The organism is Peribacillus sp. B-H-3 (assembly GCF_048572925.1).
Taxonomy (GTDB): domain Bacteria; phylum Bacillota; class Bacilli; order Bacillales; family DSM-1321; genus Peribacillus.
The window spans coordinates 3241513-3259251 of the sequence record NZ_CP183879.1; the positions used below are offsets into that span (position 1 = coordinate 3241513).

The window sequence follows — 17739 nt, forward strand, 5'->3', positions numbered from 1 at the left end:
ACCCCCCTTAATTGGATTCCATGAATCCCGGCAATGCTGCTTTCGTAAAATCAGAGTATGTCAAATCCAGCCTGAAAAGCAGGTCGTTCATTTCTGCTTCCGTGATGGTTAACGGAGGTGCAATCATGACGGCAGATCCTGTAATCCCATCATGTCCGGATGCGGCCGGATAAAGAAGCAAACCGTTTTTCTGTGCCAGAGAAATAAATGTATTAGTTACCTCTATCGAACGGAGGAACGGCTCTTTCGTTTGCTTGTTCTTCACAAATTCCATCCCTAAGAGCAGGCCTTTCCCCCTGACATCTCCAATAAAAGAATGATCTTCAGCCGTTTTTTTTAATGCCTGTTTCAAAAAAATCCCTGAAGCTGCTGCTTTGGAAGCTACATCATGTTTTTCAACATATTCGAGCACCGCCAATGAAACGGCGCAGGATTGGGGATTAGCACTGAATGTATGTCCGCCCATTATAGATTTAGAACCCTTTAAAATAGGCTGTATAACATGTTCTGCCATCACCGCCGCTGCGATTGGGGTGTATCCGCCGCTCATCCCTTTTCCGAAAACCATGATATCGGGACAGGCATCCCAGTGATCACAGGCCAGTATCTTTCCTGTCCTGCCAAATCCTGTCATCACTTCATCAGCAATAAATAAAATGTTATATTTTTTGCAAATCCTTTTAATTTCCTGGAAATATCCTTCTGGCGGAGAGATCGCCCCGCCAGCTGCACCGATAACCGGCTCTGCAATGAAAGCTGCAACATGATCCTCCCCTATTCTCCTAATAGATGACTCCAGTTCTTTTGCACAGGCCATCCCGCATGTGCCAGGTTCCATTCCGAGCGGGCATCTGTAGCAATATGGAGGAGGCACGGAGGGAAAGGACTCCAGATATTCTGTAAATCGCTCGCGGCGCTGCTGATATCCTGACATGGATAAAGCCCCCATCGTTATGCCATGATAGCTCATCCAGCGTGATATAATCCTGCTCTTTTGCGGTTTCCCTTTTTCCTGCCAGTGCTGAATTGCGATTTTCATGGCCGTTTCAGTTGCCTCTGAACCGCTGTTGACAAAAAAACTCCAGGGCATTTTTCCATCCGTCATCTCCTTGATTTTCGATGCCAGATTTTCGGCTGCATCACTTGTAAATTGCGAGCGGTATACAAACGATACTTTTTTAGCCTGCTCTGCCATGGCTGCTTCTATTTCTTCGACTCCGTGGCCGATATTTGCCGTCACTGCCCCAGAGGAAGCATCCAAATAATCCTTTCCTACATGGTCATACAAATACACGCCTTTTCCATGGCTGATTGTCGGATAGCCGGCATCTAGCACTGGCTTTATCAATGAAGATTGCTGTTTCACCTGGCCCACTCCTTTTCTCTCTTAAAAAACATACCTATAGTGAATTGTATGTGGGTGCTGCGGCAATCTTTCACAGGAAATAAATGAAAGAAACCTTTTTCCTGCTGACATAAAGGGCCAGCCTTTTTATATGAAGCCATAAAAAATAGGAGGTGTCCGCAATGGCCCTCCTTGCTGCTGCAGTTCTATTTTTTGATTAACTGTTAAATATCCCCTTTTATTTCAGGTACATCCAGACGCAAGAACCCTGTGATCGTTAGGTGACTCCCTATAAAGCCTTCCTTAAAAGATAACACCTTGTTATCAATTGATGATTCCATGCTGAATGATGTTCACCTTAATATCGGGGGTAATTTTCACATTGGGATAATCTTTGTCCCAAGTCAGTCGGCTCCATGCATCATAATGAAAAGCATGAAGCTTCTGGCCAATCCCCAAAGCATCACAGTTGGCTTTTTGCAGTTTTTCAATCGTAGTGTAAGCAAGGTCATTCATTTTAGCACTCATTTTTTTAGAAAGTGCATCAACCGTCTTTTTTTCTGTCAGATGGTTTGGAGGGTATTGGCTGATTTCCATATCTACTTTGTAGCTGATCTTTACATGTGCTCCTTGAATTTCATTATATTGGATGTTCATTTTTCCTTTGATTTTTTTCACTCTTGCATTCAAAGCTCTTTCTCCTGCTGATGTTTGCTTTCCAATAATAAATGAAAAATAAGGAGATTTGGTTTTTTTCATTTTTTTCAATAGTGTCAGCATGGATGATTCTTCATAATTAAGCTGCCCTGTCATTTTCTTATGGTGAAACAAAGCTGTACCAATGATGTCTGCCCTGCCTTCTTTTTTCCTTAGCTTAATGAAGGGCAAAACAATGTCTTTTCCTTCCGTGAATATCGCTGTGCATAATGATTGGACGTTATCCAATCGATACATACCCAATTCATTTCCGCTTTGGATCAGCTCTTCATAATTCAGGGAGCCTTTGGGATCACGGTAAATGACATCAAGGCTGTTGTATACATTCTCCTTCGCCAAAGCATCACCATATAAGAAAACCTTTACCTTTGAAGAATCGTAAGTCTGTACCACTTTCCGGTCCATAGCAAGCCTTGCATCCCTTGGAGAATAGTTTATTGTCGAATTAATATTGCTTTGGGGCTGTACGGCAGATAATTCTCCATGTGCCACGACAGGATACCCTACTGACTCCCTAAGCTTATGGTTTTTTTCTTTGTCATAGCCTACGATGCGTATTAAATTGCTTTCTTTAATCAGACGCTGATCCCAGCAGCCTGACAGGATAACGGCAGCTGCCATTATAATCAACAGAGAGCGCTTCATATGGTTATTCCTTTCTCTTTAAGACCAAAGCAAAAATGAGCAGAATCACAGGCAGGATCACAATTAGATAAAGGGACGATACCGAGATAAATTGAGCTGTAGCAGCCAGATCATATTCTCAGTCCGGAATCAGAGATAGACAGTAATCAGCTCGAGCTTTAACGACTTAGACCAAATGATCAATACGCTCAATACACTTAAACAGGCTAACAGCAAGACTAGGAACTCTGAAGCAATGTAACGGAAACAACAGGCCAGAAAAAGCCCCCGCTGCCCGCATAAAGGACATTTCCTTTTGCGGGCAGCAGGGGCTTTTATGGCACTAGATATTTCGTGAATCATGCTGATACATAAAATAAAAGGCTTATCAAATATCTAACTATAACAAAGCAAAAAAGAGAAAAGCAACTCGCACTGCGAACTGCTTCTCCAATTCTTTATTATAATCATTTGAGAATAAGGTGTCCGGTAATAATCAGTGCCTTATCTCTTATTCCGCTTCCTCTAAACCATACATTGTATCAGTGCGCTTAATGCGACAAGGCAGGTTCGGCATTGACTTCTTTTATGCCTGCCAAGAAATCTGCATCTTTTAGGATAGCAAGGGTATCTCTGTAAAATGCCTCTTTATTTATCATTTGTGTGTGGACATATTCGTATTTTTTTAATGATGAGTGGCGCAACACTTTTTGGACACAAGGAATGCAAACACTTTTAGTGCCCAGTTTATAATATTGATTGCCGTTCTCGCCATTTTCAGTATGAGAAAGAGCTGCTGAAGTATCCTGGCCGCATACAAAACATGTATGGCTTACCCTTCCCTTTTTCTTATATGAATCAAGTACTCCTGTTAAACGGATTGAAGCTGGTATTCTTAACAACACGTAATCACCTTTTCTAATTTTTCTCTTCTATTAGTATATCAAAAAAATAATTATAATGTACAATAAGCCAAGTAATGGTTCAATTTCATATATTCTGAATTTTCCCGTCATGTACTTTCAAACAGTTCATGCTGCAATCCGGCACCCAGTCAGCCCGTTGATTTAATGAGAGAAAATTTTTATCACCGCATTATTATTAATATTAATCCGCATTGAACACTTGGCTCCAATTGGGATGGTTGCAAATGGATGCACATGGCCAAAGCTTGCATTTGAAATGACGGGCAGTCCGTGCAATTCTTTCTTGCTGTCTATAATTTTCTGAAGCGCATAATCAGTCATGCCGGATTCTTTTTGAAAGCGTCCAATCACCAGCCCTTTCAAGCCGGATGATTCATGATGCTGCAGAAGAGATTGCAGCCCCCGGTCAAAAGCAGGCGGATGCATTTCTTCGTTTTCTTCAAGAAATAAAATACTATTTGAAAGAGAAGGCATGTATTCTGTTCCCTGCAGTGAGTTTATTCCACTTAAGCTTCCGGCAATAATCACACCCTCTCCTTCTCCAGCACATATAGCATGATACCCGGGATTTTCATGCATTACCCTCTGTTCGTCCTCCAAAAGCCAGGATTCATCATTCCAGATGTCACTTGGATCAAGTTCAAATTCTTCTTGGATCATAATAGCTTTTGCGAAATGCTTCACTGTATAGTCAAAATAAGATTTCATGCCAAACGAAGAAAAATCCGGTCCAGAATATGTGATCATCCCTGTCTTCTTGTAAATAGCCAAGCTCAGCGCTGTAGAATCTCCATATCCGCAGAATACTTTAGGATTGCTTCTTATAAGGTCAAAGTCGAGATATCCCAGCAGCTGATTCGCATTATATCCGCCAGCTGCAGACAGGATTCCTTTTACATTAGGATCTTTGAAGGCATCATGCAAATCTGCTATCCTATCTTCAATAGAATTCGAGAAAAATTCATCGTGATGTAAGGAATTCTTTCCAAACGTTACGGCGAATCCCATTTTATTTAATCTTTCTTCAGCAATTCTCCGCTGTTCGCCTTTAATAATGGCAAGACTCCTGGAGGGAGCTATAATCCTGATTTCATCTCCGACCTTTAATTTTGTCATTGCAATCTCCCTTATCCCTCTTAATAGCTTTCATATATAGCTGCATTATTTTAACAGAACAGCACTCCAAAATAAAGAGGATGGAAATAGTCCCACCCTCTTTTCAATATATTAGTTCCGCATTCAATGGCTCAGCACCGTACGTCTATGGCTTTTTTCACTTTGTGATTTTTCGATAATGTCCCTTGCTATCCAGACACCGCAGGCACTTGCCTGGGCAAGCCCCCTTGTTATCCCTGCACCATCACCGCCAACATATAATCCGGAAATTTCTGTTTCAAAACGATCATTTAATTTAGGACGGGCAGAATAAAATTTCGCTTCCACTCCATAAAACAGGGTATGTTCAGAAGCAAGTCCCGGAGATACCTTATTTAATGCTTCAGTCATTTCAATCAGGCTCTTCATCGTATTATAAGGCAACACCAGTCCTAGATCGCCAGGTACCGCTTCTTTTAATGTCGGTTCAAGAAAACCTTCCTTAATTCTCTTTGCAGTAGACCGCCTGCCTTTAAGGATGTCTCCATACTTTTGGACAATCAGACCTCCGCTCGAAAGCGCATTTGCTAGGCGTGAAACTTCATGTGCATATTCATTTGGCTTATCGAAGGGTTCAGCAAAAGTATGTGATACAAGAAGGGCAAAATTCGTATTTCTGCTGCCGAGCTTCGGATCTTTGTATGCATGGCCGTTGGCAAGCATGATTCCTGAATGATTTTCCACAACCACATGTCCGGACGGATTGCTGCAGAAGGTCCGGACTGTAGTGCCGACAGATGTGTTGAAAATGAACTTTCCTTCGTAAAGGTTTTCATTGATTTCTTCCATGACAATATCTGACGTCTCTACGCGGACACCGATATCCACCTGGTTGTTAATCATTTTAAGACGTCTTTTTTTCAGCATCCTGCTCAGCCATGTCGACCCATCACGGCCAGGAGTGATAACAACCTTGCCTGCGGTAATGCTTTCTCCTGACTTAAGCTGTATGCCTGTTACAAAATGGTTTCCTTCGCTGTTCTTTTCTGTGATCAAATCTTCTACTTCCGTTTTAAACACCATTTCAATTTTTTCATTTAAGTATTCGTATATGCTCTGCATGATTTTCAAGTTTTGCTCTGTACCCAGATGCCTAACCTGTGCGCGAAGCAGCTTCAATCCTGCAGCATATCCCCGCTTTTCAATTTCCTTTACCTTATCTGTAAGCGGATCGGTAATAGTATGTGTGGCTCCATGGCTTAAGTTAATTTCATCGACATATTTTATTAAATTGACGACCTCTGAATCTGGCAAATAATCTGTCATCCAGCCGCCAAATTCGCTTGTGATGTTAAATTTTCCGTCAGAATAGGCACCGGCACCGCCAAAACCATTCGTGATCGAACATGCTGGCAGGCACCCTGCAAATTCCTTTCTTCCAATTGCAGGTGGGCATTTCTCAATTTTATGCTCAAGTATCGGGCAATTTCTTCTATATATATTATGGCCCTTATCTATCAGCAAAATATTTGCTTCGGGCATTTTCAATGTTAGCTCATAGCAGGTGAATATCCCTGCAGGACCTGCTCCTACCACGATTACATCATAATTGGTTTTCATTATAAATTCCTCCCAGGAGAAAATGGATCTTATTTCCCGCTCTCACGGGCAGTAAAGTTTGCGTTTTCATACTTCAAGCTGAACGAAGAAGTATAGCGGATGGTTAACGGCTTTAAAAGCCTGATTTTCCCAAATGATTATCAGTGAATGTTTTTAAACTCACAACTGATGGATGATTGCTTTATCCCTCGGTAAATATATCAAACTTCTCAAGAGAGGTCAAGAAAAAAACGAACTATAATATGTATTAAAATTAAATTGTTCGTATTTTTCGTTATACAAACTATAAATATAGAACGTATTTATAAAAAAATGATTTTATCTCTTCTTTTCAGATTTTTCCGCAGATTAATAGGGCAACTGCAAAGGATATGATTGGTACATGTAGAAACCAGCCTTCGTAAAAAGGCTGGTGTACATTTTTGTTATTACAAACCGTTAAGGACAGCAAAAGGATGCTCCGATAATGATTAAAAGAATGAACAATACTACAATCAATGCAAAGTTCGCACCAAATCCGCTTCCTCCATATCCATATCCGCAGCCGCCATATCCATATCCGTACATGAAAATCACTCCTTTTTTATTCTCAACCTCTCTACATCCTTACCATATGTATATTCGCCCTTTCTGGACTGTGCGAATGCCTATTTTTCATTAAGGTTAAAAAAACATTACATTTTTCTTTCAGGTTGGCGAGATTTGAGATATAATAATGAACTCGAAAGGCAAATCAGCAAAAATATACCAGCTGTAACCTTATTACTTTTATATGGGGGCAAAGAGTGAATTGAAAAAAAGGGCGATTCTGGTTCCTTTTATTATTATGAGTTTGCTGGCACTATTAACAGGTTCCTTGTTTTTTCAAAAAGAGCAAAAAACCTACGGATTTCAAGAAAAAGAGAATGTGTATGAAAAATACAATCATCACACACCTATCCGCTATCTTGTAATAGGCGACAGCATCGGACGGGGTTCTGGAGCTGATCATGCATCACAAAGATGGTTTAAGCTAATGGAAAAAAAGATGTATAAAGAGCGGCATATTGACATGAAAGGCGATTACATTGTTCAAAGCGGTTCAACTGCCTTTGAAGGTTTATATAAACTTAGCAGCCAGCCTGCTGTATCCAAACCAGATCTTATTTTTATTGTGTTTGGGGAGAATGACAGGAAATATATGAATGGGGATGATTTCGGAAAGATATATGAATCCCTGATCAGAAGAGCGAAAAAGGATTATCCATCAGCTGAGATTATTACACTAACAGAAAGCTGTTTAGCTTATGAAGATTTTGCACGGCAGATAGCACTTGTATCAAAGCATTACCAAGCAGTCAATATAGATATGAGACCAGTATTCAAACAAACCGGCCTTCCTGCAGAAAAGCTGACGAGGGACCTTGTACACCCAAATGCCCGAGGATACAGGTTATATGCTGACAGCATCTGTCAGGTAATTAAATTAAATGCGGCCAAACATAAAAAAATAGCTGTCCTTTCTTCTTCCATTTATAAAAATCCTGATCTTCTATTTTCAACGAAAAAGCAAATAATAAATAAAAAGGGATTTATCAAGAATGGTCGCTATTATATAAGCGGCAAAAAGGGAGATTTTCTGGAGTATTCATTCACAGGAAATATGCTGGGTGTTAATCTTCTGAGAAGCCCTGACGGCGGTGAGATAAAAGTATTCATTGACGGCAAGCCTGTCACAGTAATGAGCACCTGGTGGCCCTTCCAAAGAAACAGACCGCTTTATATCACAAGCCAATTATCAAACGGACACCATACAGTCAGATTTGAAACCACCGGCAGCAAAACAGCCAACAACAAAACCAAAAACAGCATAATCAGGATTTCCTCAATAATAACCAATAAAAACACGTATTAACAAAAAGCGGAAGCGCCTGGTCAGCCCGCAAAGCAAATAGGATTTTGCACAGCGGGCTAGGCGCTGCAGCTAGATTAAACAAAAAGCGGAAGCGCCTTGCAGAGGATCAAAGACTAAAAACGCCGCTTCCTGCCGCAACGTCTTTGTGACCCCCATCCTGGGGGCCTAAGCAAATAGGGTTTTGGCCTTGGAAGGCGCTCTTTGCCTTCTGAGGACAAAACATCTTTTGCACAGCGGGCTAGGCGCTGCAGCTGGATTAAACAAAAAGCGGAAGCGCCTTGCAGAGGATCAAAGTCTAAGAAGACCGCGTCCTGCAATATCCTTTTGAATCATGGTCATAGAGACGATATAAAAAAGCCAAATCCCTAAAATAAAAGGAATCTGGCTTTTTTATTTAGTTAATGATAGTGGTTTAATAGCTTAAGGCTGATTGAAACAAAAGGTGCGAGACTCCCGCGGGATCAGCGGGGACAGGTAAAACCATGCGGAAAGCAAAGCATCCTGCAGTGCAAATCAACCGCACATTTTAACACAGGCTACCCTTTAAAGACACTTTTCGGGTCCCATTACCAGACAGTTTTTTTGTCTCATTTCATCGTTACGGTTAAAAAGGAAGTTTCATTGCTCACAACTGCCGCCTGGCTGGTTTTCTCGATGTTCTGAACCATTTCTCCATTGGTGATAATGATGGGAATGACCGTACTTGCCGCTTTTTCTCTTATCAAGCTGGTGTCAAAGCTTACAAGCTTTTGGCCCCTTTTAACGGTATCTCCCTCTTTCACGAATGCTTCAAAGCCTTCGCCCCTCATATTCACAGTATCCAGCCCTATATGAATCAGGATTTCTGCACCATTTTTAGTTTTAAGGCCTATTGCATGCTTAGTCGGGAAAACTTGAATAACAGCTGCGTCACAAGGGGCCCTTACTTCCCCTTCATCAGGATCAACAGCAAGTCCGTCTCCCATCATCTTTTCAGAAAAAACAGGATCGTTTACTTCTTCAAGAGGTATCACTTTTCCGCTCACTGGAGCAAATAAAACAATTTCTTTCTCTTCTTTGTCCTTCTTTCCAAATAAGTTCCTTAACATACAATTTCCCTCCTCAAAACAGCTTAAAGCAACAGGCTAAATTTCATCCGCATCCATTACTGAAACAATTTTTTGTATTCCCCGTATCCTTCTTTCTCGATATCCGCGGCTGGTACAAAGCGAAGTGCCGCTGAATTGATGCAGTATCGAAGCCCTGAAGGACCAGGGCCATCATTAAATACATGGCCCAAATGTGAATCAGCCGTTTTAGAACGCACTTCTGTACGAATCATTCCATAGCTCGTATCATTTTTTTCGATTACTTCTTCATCTTGAAGCGGCTTAGTGAAGCTTGGCCAGCCGCAGCTGGAATCAAATTTATCTCTTGACGTGAATAAAGGATTTCCGGAAACGATATCCACATACAGACCTTCTTCTTTATGGTTCCAAAACTCATTTCTGAAAGCTGGCTCTGTTCCGCTATTTTGTGTTACTTCATATTGAATTGGCGTTAATTTCTTTTTTAGCTCTTCTTTATTTTTCATTGATATCCCTCCATTTATTTTCCAAGAATGTTTGCCTGCCCGAGCCAAAACGGTAAGATGCATAATGCTGAGGCTGCTTTTTATAATAATTTTGATGATATTCCTCCGCAGGATAGAATTCTTTAGCTGGTATAATAGGTGTTACGACCGGCTTTGAAAAGCGTCTGCTTTTATCCAGCTTTTCCTTTGAGCGCAGCGCGATTTCCTTTTGCTCCTCTGAATGGTAAAAGACCGCAGTCTGATAAGAGCTGCCCCGGTCAAAGAATTGGCCGCCTGCGTCTGTAGGGTCAATTTGCTGCCAGAATAATTCTACGAGCTTTTCATATGGAAAAACTTCAGGATCAAATGTAATCTGTACAGCTTCATAGTGGCCTGTTGTTTCAGAACACACTTCTTGATAGGTCGGATTTTCCTTTGTTCCTCCTGTATATCCTGAAATGACTGATTGAATACCAGGCTGCTCATCAAATGGCTTGACCATGCACCAGAAACAGCCCCCCGCAAATGTTGCCTTTTCAAAAGATCCTGTCATTAATATCCTCCTTGCGTCGATCAGATCTAAACTGCAAACTACATGTTTATCCTTAAGATTTTATCCTCTTTTTATGAGTATGTAAAACAATATGCGTGCTGCTCATGGATTTTGCATGACACCAGCCTACCGCAAGCCGCATATGCTGAGTACGTAAAGGCCATATGAATTGGAGTGAAAAAGTTATGCAGAATAATAAGTATCTATATAATGCAGTGCTGTATGATCAGCTGTCACAATTTTATAAATACAGCAACCCGGATCTTTTTGTGCACTATTATTATAAACATTTAAAAAGTATGAATCAGGCAGCATCCCATATACGTGCCTTACAGGGTGCAAAGCCAGACAGTATACCTGCGAGAGTCCGGGTATTGCATGCTTCCCCCGATGCACCGAATGTAGATGTATATGTGAATGAAACCCGGATCCTTCAAAACTTCCCATATAGGGATATCAGTAATTACATGTCGCTTCCAGAAGGAACCTACCAGATTGATATTTATCCCACAGGACAGCAGGTACAAACCGTATTAAGCCAAAAAGTGAGCCCGCAAAGCGGCAAGCTTTATACACTTGCAGCCACAGGGCAAGCAAAAACGTTGAAATTGACAGTGATCGAAGATGACCCGCACGTGCCGAATGATGAAACTAAATTGAGGGTGATCCATCTTTCTCCAGATTCTCCGAAGGTTGACATAGCCGTGAAAGGCAGGGATGTCATTTTTTCAAATGCTGCCTACCGCAAGCCTACAAAGTACTTAGGGCTGACTCCGATGACAGTGGATCTCGAGGTCAGGGCTGCAGGCTCCAAGGAACCAATTTTGCCACTTGATGGAATTACGCTAATTAAAAATACGCCGTATTCTCTCTACCTTATTGGTCTGAGCCAAGGATCGCCTGGTTTAGAGCCGCTTTTCCTGGCTCCTTAAATGGAAAAGAACCGGAGAGCATCCGGTTCTTTTATGGATTTATAGAAGGTACATTGAGAAGAAATGATATTCTGTTGTGCTTTAAATCAAAGGTTTTTGCCTTAACATGTACATCGCTTTTTAATTTCATATCATTTAAGGAGACGTATATCATTTCATTGTTAGGCTGGATATTGACCCAATCCGGGGTTTTGTAGCTTTCATTAATGAAATTCATTACATAAGAAACCGGCAGATTCAGCTGTCCGACAGAGATGGATTTTTGCTTCAGCACCAAGTCCCCGTTTTTTTGTGCCAGCGGTTCAAATGCAAGCTTCATCTGAAGTTCCCTACCGAAAAAAGGGAGTTTTCCGTATAACTCCACATCATCATTCAAATAAACTTCATAGTGAAGGGGGCCATCACTCAGACCTTCCTTTTCAAGGTATTGATTAATCAGTCTATTCATATCTTGTTTATTGGTATCAATCTGAAACTGAATGTCTTTTTCCCTGCTATAGCTTTTAGGGGGCTGTTCATCTTTAGCAGGCAGATTGATGGCAATCAGCAGCCAGATGACCACTGCTGCATTAATCGATAATAATGTAATAAATAAAATCTTCCACTTCTTGCTCTTCATGTTCAGTTATTCCTCATTCCCTTTGGCACTTGCTTCTAATGTATTCTCGCCTAAAGAGTTTTCTTCCATATTCTGATAGATCCTGGAAGCGATTTTTTCATATCCCCTGTCGTTTGGATGGAAATTATCGTCCTTGAACAATAATTTTTCTCCATGCTTGCTGAAAATATCCTCAATTTCAACAAAATGGCTGTCAGGGAATTTCTGCAGCACTTTTCTGCTGCTGTTATTCCAGTCTTCACTGATAACATCGAGTTCCTTGAAAGATGTCAGATAATCAGAAAAAGGATTGTAAACTCCGACTAAATAAATCTGTGCATGCTGATTTTCATCTTTGACTTTACTGATGATTTTCCCCAGTCTTTTTTCATACCCTATTCTTGCTTGTTCAAACTGCTCCATTTGTAAATCCGAAAAATGATTGCGGACTACCTTCATGATATCATTGCCGCCGATCGTAATAACGACACTGTCAGCTTTTTTGATATCACGCTTTGTCTCAGACTGCTCGAGCCTTTTTAGCAATTGGTCTGTCCGGCTGCCCCGTACACCGTGATTGATGATATTAACTGCGGTGATGGAAGGCTCTTTTTCCAGCTGTCTTTGCAGATAAGGAACATACCCCCCTTTATCTGTACTGTCGCCAACCCCTTCAGTCAATGAATCGCCGATTGAAACTATTTGGACCGGATCCGGAAAAAAGGATGCCGGAATATCTTCTTTTTTATCCAGCGTGAGGCTGTTTTTTTGTCCTTCGCTATTTGCAGCAGCAGGAGTTTCTGCTTCACGTGAACAAGCTGATAACCATAGCAGGCATATTAAAAGACAGGTGAATTTTTTGCTCATAACTCCACCTTCCTTTTTTTGCAGAATCTTTATAAGTCTTCTTTTTATTATAACACGGAAAAAGAATAAAAAACTTCCTAACTGATTTCGGTAAAATATCATTATCTGCAATCGTTATCAGGATTATTGTATATTTTTTTGGTGTCATGAATCAAAGTAAAACCCTCGGAAAGAAGTGGGATTTGAAAATTTTTTTTGCTGTCTTGGCAGTATGAGCTTGAAGGCATTTCAGCGGAAAAATTGTACTACAGGCATATTTAACTACATGGACAGTTGCTTTACTAATCCCTTTTTCATATTGACCGCTTTGGGTAAGTGTGTGAAAATGATAATCGTTATCAATTAGATTTATTTTGAAGGAGGATTTATATGTTTATTGAGTTTTTAAGGAACAACCGTTATGTCTCTTATGTCCTTGCCATTATACGCTTGTATCTCGGGGTACAATGGATGAAAGCAGGCTGGGGGAAAATCATCAGCGGAAATTTTGATGCAGCAGGTTTTATGCAAGGAGCTTTAAAACAGGTTTCTGGCGAACATCCAGTGGTACAGCCCTGGTGGGGGGACTTTTTAAAAGAACTGGCCTTGCCAAACATAGAACTTTTTAACACACTTGTCCCATGGGGGGAGTTTTTAGTAGGGATTAGCCTGATTTTAGGTTTATTAACTTCTTTTTCTGTGTTTATGGGGCTCACTATGAATTTTGCTTATATGTTTTCAGGTGCGGTAAGCACCAATCCGCAAATGATTATTATCGGGATTTTCATCCTCATAGCTGGCATGAATGCAGGAAAAGTTGGAGCAGACCGCTGGGTACTACATAGATTATTCCCCGGAAGAAAACACGTGGAGTATATGGCAAAAAGTGCTTAGACATCTTTATGATAATTGCTCTGCCTAAAATTCTTACAATTAAAATCTAAACGGTTAACTGCATTTGTTTGAAAAACCACTGCTGTGAGACAGGCTAACCCCTTTTCCCTCGTCTGAATTTTTGGAATAGGGGTTAGCCTGTCTCAGTTGCTGTCTTGCAATATTTTGATATGCTTTACAATGTCATCAAATGGTGTTCCTTTCACACCATTGTAATACTGAATGACTTTACCTTTTTGATCTATAAGGTAAAAATTGATTCCATGCATGACTTGATCCATATTTTCCGGTTTTTGCACAATGGTATGAAAGCTGTCTTTTGCAAAGGATTCAATCTGGGATTGTTTGTACCCCGTAAGAAAATTCCAGCTTTCAAAATCTGCCTTAAACCTTTGTCCGAATTCCTTCAGAACAGCTGGCTTATCTGTTTTTGGATCTACTGAAAAGGAAACGAATTCCACATTCCTGATTCCTTTCTCCTTTAGCATTTGCTGGAGCTTCACCATATTGGCTGTCATCGGCAGACATACATCCTGGCAGCTCGTGAACATAAAATCAGCAATCCAAACGTTCCCTTTTAAATCATGCTTGGAAATTGTATTTCCATCCTGGTTCGTAAATGCAAAGGATTCAACATCCCAGTTCTTGGCCCCTGGCACACCCTCCGTGCCGCAAGCTGATAAAAGCAGTACAGCAAAAATTCCCATGAGGATGAAAACGGCCTGCAGCTTTTTCATTATACCCCGCCTTTATGTATACAACTGTTAATACAAGCCAAATGTCCGGCTGCATAATTTTGGCTTGTTTTTATTATTTTAACAGATAATAAAAGATGAGGTTATCATTTAAAAGACTTTTTTCATTTTGCACTTCTGTTGCTTCCTTTGATAAATGTTTCTGCAAAGGAATTAACAAAACATGCATAGTCGGCACGGACTGCAATTTTATGAACAGGATATAACGCCTTCTCCCTGATCTTTCTAAAGTCTGCAATACTTTGGCCAAATGCGTCTCCTTCCTCAGTTATCACTTTTACAGGAGCATCAGCGAATATAATGGATTGTTTATCTTTAATGGCCCACATGGTCATTAAATCATGAAGCGGGGTTCCCTGGATGGAAGGAATCTGTTTTTTGTAGGCATTGAAGTAGAAGTCATACATTGGTTTTAGTATTTTTGCCGGTTCCATTTTTCCGCTGTTCATTTCAGAAATAACATAATTCATCACATAAGGTGTGATGATGCTGTTTTGGGTTACATTTAGTGGAAGTATCCTGACTTTTCTGGGAGCTCTGGATAATACGATATTAGCTGCAAGCGGATCTCCATGAAAGTTCGCTTCTGCTACCGGGGTAACATTTCCGGGATAATTGAAGGCGCCGCCCATAATATAAAAATCTTTGATTTTTTTCATTGTTTCAGGAAAAAACACAAATGCCGAGGCCAGGGATGTCAGCCTGCCCACGTTGATTAAAGTCAAATTCCCTGCATACTTATCAATCAGAGGTGCAACTTCAAAGAAATTTTCAAACGTTGAGTTAGGCTCATCCGCTATCGACAAAGGCCCAAGTCCTTCAAGACCATGGATTTCCGGATAATACTCCGGCTCTTTTCCTGTCAGGGGTATCCTGGCCCCTCCCATAACAGGCACATCCATTTTAAAGATTTTTTGAAGGTAGCGGGCATTTTTAACGGCTTCATCTTTCGAAACATTTCCATAATCTGCAACCACACCGACCACTTCAATATTTTCTGAATAGTACGCATAAAAAAGCGCAAATATATCATCGATGCCCAAATCGCCGAAAAAAAGTACTTTTTCACTCAGCCTGCCCACCGCCTTATCTCGAGTTCCTCCTAATATATGTATGTCATACTTAACGTTTAATGATTTATCCCAGTTGAGGGCTACCAGGTGCAAGGAATATGTGAAGCGGGCTCCTATACCTTTTTTCGATCCGCGAGTGACGATCAGCACCATGATGAATGCCCTAAAGGTAAATCAGGAGGTAATTGAGGAAAAGTAAAATTATACGGAATTCAGGGAGGGTGTAAAATGAGTGATTTTGACTTACAAACAACTAATTTGCCATGGCTTGAAGAAAGAACAATCATTCTTTCCCCTGCTGGAAGCTATGCGTATGGAACTAACACAGATACATCAGACAAGGACTTCAAAGGCGTGTGCATTCCGCCTCCTGAGTACTACTTAGGTTTAGAATCTTTTAATGAATATAATACAAGCGGCGGAAAGAATTTTAAAAATACCAAAGATGATGTTGATGTGAATATCATTCATATCAATAAGTTTGTTAAAGATGCTATGGGTGGTGTACCAAATAATATTGATATCCTCTTTGTGAAACAAAGTGATTATTTAAAAGTAACACCATTGGGGCAGATATTAATTGATAACCGGCATTTGTTTTTATCAAAGCATATTCAGAAAAAATTCGGAGGCTATGCTTATTCTCAAATTCAAAAATTGAAAAATAAAAAATTCACTGGTTCTGGAAGGCAGGATTTGATAGAGGATTATGGCTATGATACAAAATTTTTCATGCATAGCATCAGGCTTCTTACAAGTGCTATAGAAATCCTTGAAACCGGCGACTACAGTACATTTAGAACAAATAGGCATTTACTTCTCGACTGCCGCAATGGAAAGTTTTCTTTTGAGCAAGCATTAGAAATGGTTGGGATGTATGATGGCCATTTAAAAGCTGCATTAGAAAAATCACAGCTTCCGGAATTCCCTGACTATAAAAAAATCAATCAGTTATTAATAGGAATCAATAAACAAGGATTGAACCTTTAGTTATCTTAAAATAGCTCTTTTCTTAAAGAATTGTTGTTTTTAATTCGTTCGGTGAGGCGTTCCCATTGTTAATCGGTTTGATTGGAGCGTAAGGTGCGAGACTCCGCGGAACGCGAGCATTCTGGAGCGTAAATCAGCCACCATGTTCCATAGCAGCAAAGTATACGAAAACAGCAAAAAAATAAACCTCCTATCTTCTATTCCTGTAAAAAGTTCCAGAATAGATTAGAAGGAGGTTCATTGAATTATTGAATTATTTAATCCCAATAGTACATGAGTGCCATTGCACCCTCTCCTGTGTGTGTGCTGATTACAGGAGTAGTACCTTCAATAGTGATCGTTTCCAGACCAGTAATGCTGCAAATGGCATCTTTAACTTTAGCAGCGAGCTGATAGCCATTGGCATGCACGATACCAACTCCTGACAGCTTTTTGCCTTCAGTATCGGCTTTAAATCGGCTGACAAGGCATTTAATCGCCTGAGATTGGCTTCTCACCTTTGTAATCGGATTCAAAACTCCTGATTCAAGCTCCGCAATTGGCTTAATATTCAGCAATGATCCAATGAATGCTGCTGTTTTCCCGATTCTTCCGCCCTTTACCAGATTTTCCAGTGTATCAATAACAATGATCAGGCTTGAATTTTTTCTGATTTGGTCTAGCCTGTCCACTATTTCAGCTGCAGTATTTCCAGCGTTGGCCATTTCCGCAGCTTCTATCACCTGAAAAGACAGTGATTTTGAAATGAAACTTGAGTCGATGACCGTTACTTTCGAATCTGACATGGCTGCGGCACTTTCAGCTGTTTTCACTGTTCCGCTCATTCCGCCAGTCATATGGATTGAAACGATTTCACTGCCATCTTCGCCCAGCTTATTATAAACATCCAAAAAAACTCCTGCTGAAGGCTGGGAGCTTTTAGGAAGGTCCTTAGCATTTCTCATTCGCATCAAAAATTCTTCTTGTTCTATTTCAATTTTGTCCAAAAAGGTTTCCCCATCTATGGAAATTGATAAGGGAATCATTGTGATCCCGTATTTTTCAAATTCTGCTGGTGCCATATCTGCTGTTGAATCAGTGACAATTTTGACTTTTTTCAATGTTTCACATCCTTCGGGTGGCAATTCTATTGTATTATACCTTTTCGGCAAGTGCTTTCAAACTGTATTTTATGGTGTAATGGCTGTTTTATTTTTATAATTCACGAATTAGACTTATTTCCAATAATTACAGCGGTGATATAGACAGTCTCCTATATATATAAGAAAAAAAGACCGTCTCCGGCCAGCAGAAGACCGTCCGGAATCTGGCAGCTCAGGAATATT

At 40.5% G+C, this 17739-nt stretch carries 18 protein-coding genes; 4 read left to right on the forward strand and 14 right to left on the reverse strand.

Features of this window, described 5'->3' with window-relative positions; all coding sequences use genetic code 11:
• Positions 1-7 precede the first annotated feature (7 nt).
• The 6 genes from ACN6MY_RS16100 to ACN6MY_RS16125 form a co-directional block, all read right to left on the reverse strand.
• The gene (locus ACN6MY_RS16100; RefSeq protein ID WP_419881100.1) at positions 8-1366 is read right to left on the reverse strand and encodes an aspartate aminotransferase family protein; all 1359 of its coding nucleotides are present in this window, start codon (positions 1364-1366) and stop codon (positions 8-10) included.
• 303 nt (positions 1367-1669) lie between these two features.
• Positions 1670-2707, reverse strand: a complete 1038-nt coding sequence (locus ACN6MY_RS16105; protein ID WP_419881101.1) for a Ger(x)C family spore germination protein — start codon at positions 2705-2707, stop codon at positions 1670-1672.
• Between the two features lie 530 nt (positions 2708-3237).
• Positions 3238-3588, reverse strand: coding sequence for a hypothetical protein (locus ACN6MY_RS16110; protein WP_419881102.1), 351 nt, complete (start codon positions 3586-3588; stop codon positions 3238-3240).
• Between the two features lie 165 nt (positions 3589-3753).
• Entirely contained in the window at positions 3754-4728 is a 975-nt protein-coding gene (locus ACN6MY_RS16115) for a S66 family peptidase (protein WP_419881103.1), read from the reverse strand.
• Between the two features lie 123 nt (positions 4729-4851).
• Positions 4852-6327, reverse strand: coding sequence for an NAD(P)/FAD-dependent oxidoreductase (locus ACN6MY_RS16120; RefSeq protein WP_419881104.1), 1476 nt, complete (start codon positions 6325-6327; stop codon positions 4852-4854).
• Positions 6328-6765: 438 nt separating this feature from the next.
• A complete protein-coding gene (locus tag ACN6MY_RS16125; protein ID WP_419881105.1) occupies positions 6766-6894 on the reverse strand; it encodes a YjcZ family sporulation protein in 129 nt (42 codons plus the stop codon).
• Positions 6895-7117: 223 nt separating this feature from the next.
• On the opposite strand from ACN6MY_RS16125, the gene ACN6MY_RS16130 reads away from it, so the two are divergent.
• Complete coding sequence (locus ACN6MY_RS16130) at positions 7118-8221, forward strand: GDSL-type esterase/lipase family protein (RefSeq protein ID WP_419881106.1); 1104 nt, start codon at positions 7118-7120, stop codon at positions 8219-8221.
• A gap of 587 nt (positions 8222-8808) precedes the next feature.
• On the opposite strand, the gene ACN6MY_RS16135 is transcribed toward ACN6MY_RS16130, so the two are convergent.
• The 3 genes from ACN6MY_RS16135 to msrA are packed head-to-tail and all read right to left on the reverse strand — an operon-like array spanning position 8809 to position 10326.
• Positions 8809-9309 carry a PTS sugar transporter subunit IIA gene (locus ACN6MY_RS16135; protein WP_419881107.1) on the reverse strand — a complete coding sequence of 167 codons (501 nt, stop codon included), beginning with the start codon at positions 9307-9309 and terminating at the stop codon, positions 8809-8811.
• Between the two features lie 56 nt (positions 9310-9365).
• Positions 9366-9794 (reverse strand): peptide-methionine (R)-S-oxide reductase MsrB, encoded by a 429-nt coding sequence (gene msrB / locus ACN6MY_RS16140; protein WP_419881108.1) that lies wholly within the window; start codon positions 9792-9794, stop codon positions 9366-9368.
• Positions 9784-10326, reverse strand: coding sequence for a peptide-methionine (S)-S-oxide reductase MsrA (gene msrA, locus ACN6MY_RS16145; protein ID WP_419881109.1), 543 nt, complete (start codon positions 10324-10326; stop codon positions 9784-9786). The genes msrB and msrA overlap by 11 nt, the downstream gene beginning before the upstream one ends.
• Before the next feature lie 185 nt (positions 10327-10511).
• Between msrA and ACN6MY_RS16150 the strand changes: the two genes are divergently transcribed.
• Entirely contained in the window at positions 10512-11258 is a 747-nt protein-coding gene (locus tag ACN6MY_RS16150) for a DUF4397 domain-containing protein (RefSeq protein ID WP_419881110.1), read from the forward strand.
• A 31-nt stretch (positions 11259-11289) separates the two neighbouring features.
• Here the strand turns inward: ACN6MY_RS16150 and ACN6MY_RS16155 are convergent, their stop codons facing one another.
• Both ACN6MY_RS16155 and ACN6MY_RS16160 read right to left on the reverse strand, forming a co-directional pair.
• Positions 11290-11877, reverse strand: a complete 588-nt coding sequence (locus ACN6MY_RS16155; protein WP_419881111.1) for a YpmS family protein — start codon at positions 11875-11877, stop codon at positions 11290-11292.
• Between the two features lie 6 nt (positions 11878-11883).
• Positions 11884-12723 (reverse strand): SGNH/GDSL hydrolase family protein, encoded by an 840-nt coding sequence (locus tag ACN6MY_RS16160; protein ID WP_419881112.1) that lies wholly within the window; start codon positions 12721-12723, stop codon positions 11884-11886.
• 369 nt (positions 12724-13092) lie between these two features.
• On the opposite strand from ACN6MY_RS16160, the gene ACN6MY_RS16165 reads away from it, so the two are divergent.
• Complete coding sequence (locus ACN6MY_RS16165) at positions 13093-13596, forward strand: DoxX family protein (protein WP_419881113.1); 504 nt, start codon at positions 13093-13095, stop codon at positions 13594-13596.
• Between the two features lie 143 nt (positions 13597-13739).
• Here ACN6MY_RS16165 and ACN6MY_RS16170 read toward each other — a convergent pair whose 3' ends face one another.
• Together ACN6MY_RS16170 and ACN6MY_RS16175 are read right to left on the reverse strand one after the other, a co-directional pair.
• A complete protein-coding gene (locus ACN6MY_RS16170; protein ID WP_419881114.1) occupies positions 13740-14333 on the reverse strand; it encodes an SCO family protein in 594 nt (197 codons plus the stop codon).
• Positions 14334-14455: 122 nt separating this feature from the next.
• Complete coding sequence (locus tag ACN6MY_RS16175; RefSeq protein WP_419881115.1) at positions 14456-15577, reverse strand: nucleoside hydrolase; 1122 nt, start codon at positions 15575-15577, stop codon at positions 14456-14458.
• Positions 15578-15652: 75 nt separating this feature from the next.
• On the opposite strand from ACN6MY_RS16175, the gene ACN6MY_RS16180 reads away from it, so the two are divergent.
• Positions 15653-16414 (forward strand): DNA polymerase beta superfamily protein, encoded by a 762-nt coding sequence (locus tag ACN6MY_RS16180; protein WP_419881116.1) that lies wholly within the window; start codon positions 15653-15655, stop codon positions 16412-16414.
• 257 nt (positions 16415-16671) lie between these two features.
• Here the strand turns inward: ACN6MY_RS16180 and ACN6MY_RS16185 are convergent, their stop codons facing one another.
• On the reverse strand, positions 16672-17514 hold the full coding sequence (locus ACN6MY_RS16185; RefSeq protein WP_419881117.1) for a DegV family protein: 843 nt from the start codon (positions 17512-17514) through the stop codon (positions 16672-16674).
• Positions 17515-17739 lie beyond the last annotated feature (225 nt).

Bases quoted from the DNA above. Each gene is read 5' to 3' on its own strand.
- ACN6MY_RS16105 (WP_419881101.1), bottom strand. From the start codon at position 2,707: ATGAAGCGCTCTCTGTTGATTATAATGGCAGCTGCCGTTATCCTGTCA.
- ACN6MY_RS16115 (WP_419881103.1), bottom strand. From the start codon at position 4,728: ATGACAAAATTAAAGGTCGGAGATGAAATCAGGATTATAGCTCCCTCC.
- ACN6MY_RS16120 (WP_419881104.1), bottom strand. From the start codon at position 6,327: ATGAAAACCAATTATGATGTAATCGTGGTAGGAGCAGGTCCTGCAGGG.
- ACN6MY_RS16125 (WP_419881105.1), bottom strand. From the start codon at position 6,894: ATGTACGGATATGGATATGGCGGCTGCGGATATGGATATGGAGGAAGC.
- ACN6MY_RS16135 (WP_419881107.1), bottom strand. From the start codon at position 9,309: ATGTTAAGGAACTTATTTGGAAAGAAGGACAAAGAAGAGAAAGAAATT.
- msrB (WP_419881108.1), bottom strand. From the start codon at position 9,794: ATGAAAAATAAAGAAGAGCTAAAAAAGAAATTAACGCCAATTCAATAT.
- msrA (WP_419881109.1), bottom strand. From the start codon at position 10,326: ATGACAGGATCTTTTGAAAAGGCAACATTTGCGGGGGGCTGTTTCTGG.
- ACN6MY_RS16150 (WP_419881110.1), top strand. From the start codon at position 10,512: ATGCAGAATAATAAGTATCTATATAATGCAGTGCTGTATGATCAGCTG.
- ACN6MY_RS16155 (WP_419881111.1), bottom strand. From the start codon at position 11,877: ATGAAGAGCAAGAAGTGGAAGATTTTATTTATTACATTATTATCGATT.
- ACN6MY_RS16160 (WP_419881112.1), bottom strand. From the start codon at position 12,723: ATGAGCAAAAAATTCACCTGTCTTTTAATATGCCTGCTATGGTTATCA.
- ACN6MY_RS16165 (WP_419881113.1), top strand. From the start codon at position 13,093: ATGTTTATTGAGTTTTTAAGGAACAACCGTTATGTCTCTTATGTCCTT.
- ACN6MY_RS16170 (WP_419881114.1), bottom strand. From the start codon at position 14,333: ATGAAAAAGCTGCAGGCCGTTTTCATCCTCATGGGAATTTTTGCTGTA.
- ACN6MY_RS16175 (WP_419881115.1), bottom strand. From the start codon at position 15,577: ATGGTGCTGATCGTCACTCGCGGATCGAAAAAAGGTATAGGAGCCCGC.
- ACN6MY_RS16180 (WP_419881116.1), top strand. From the start codon at position 15,653: ATGAGTGATTTTGACTTACAAACAACTAATTTGCCATGGCTTGAAGAA.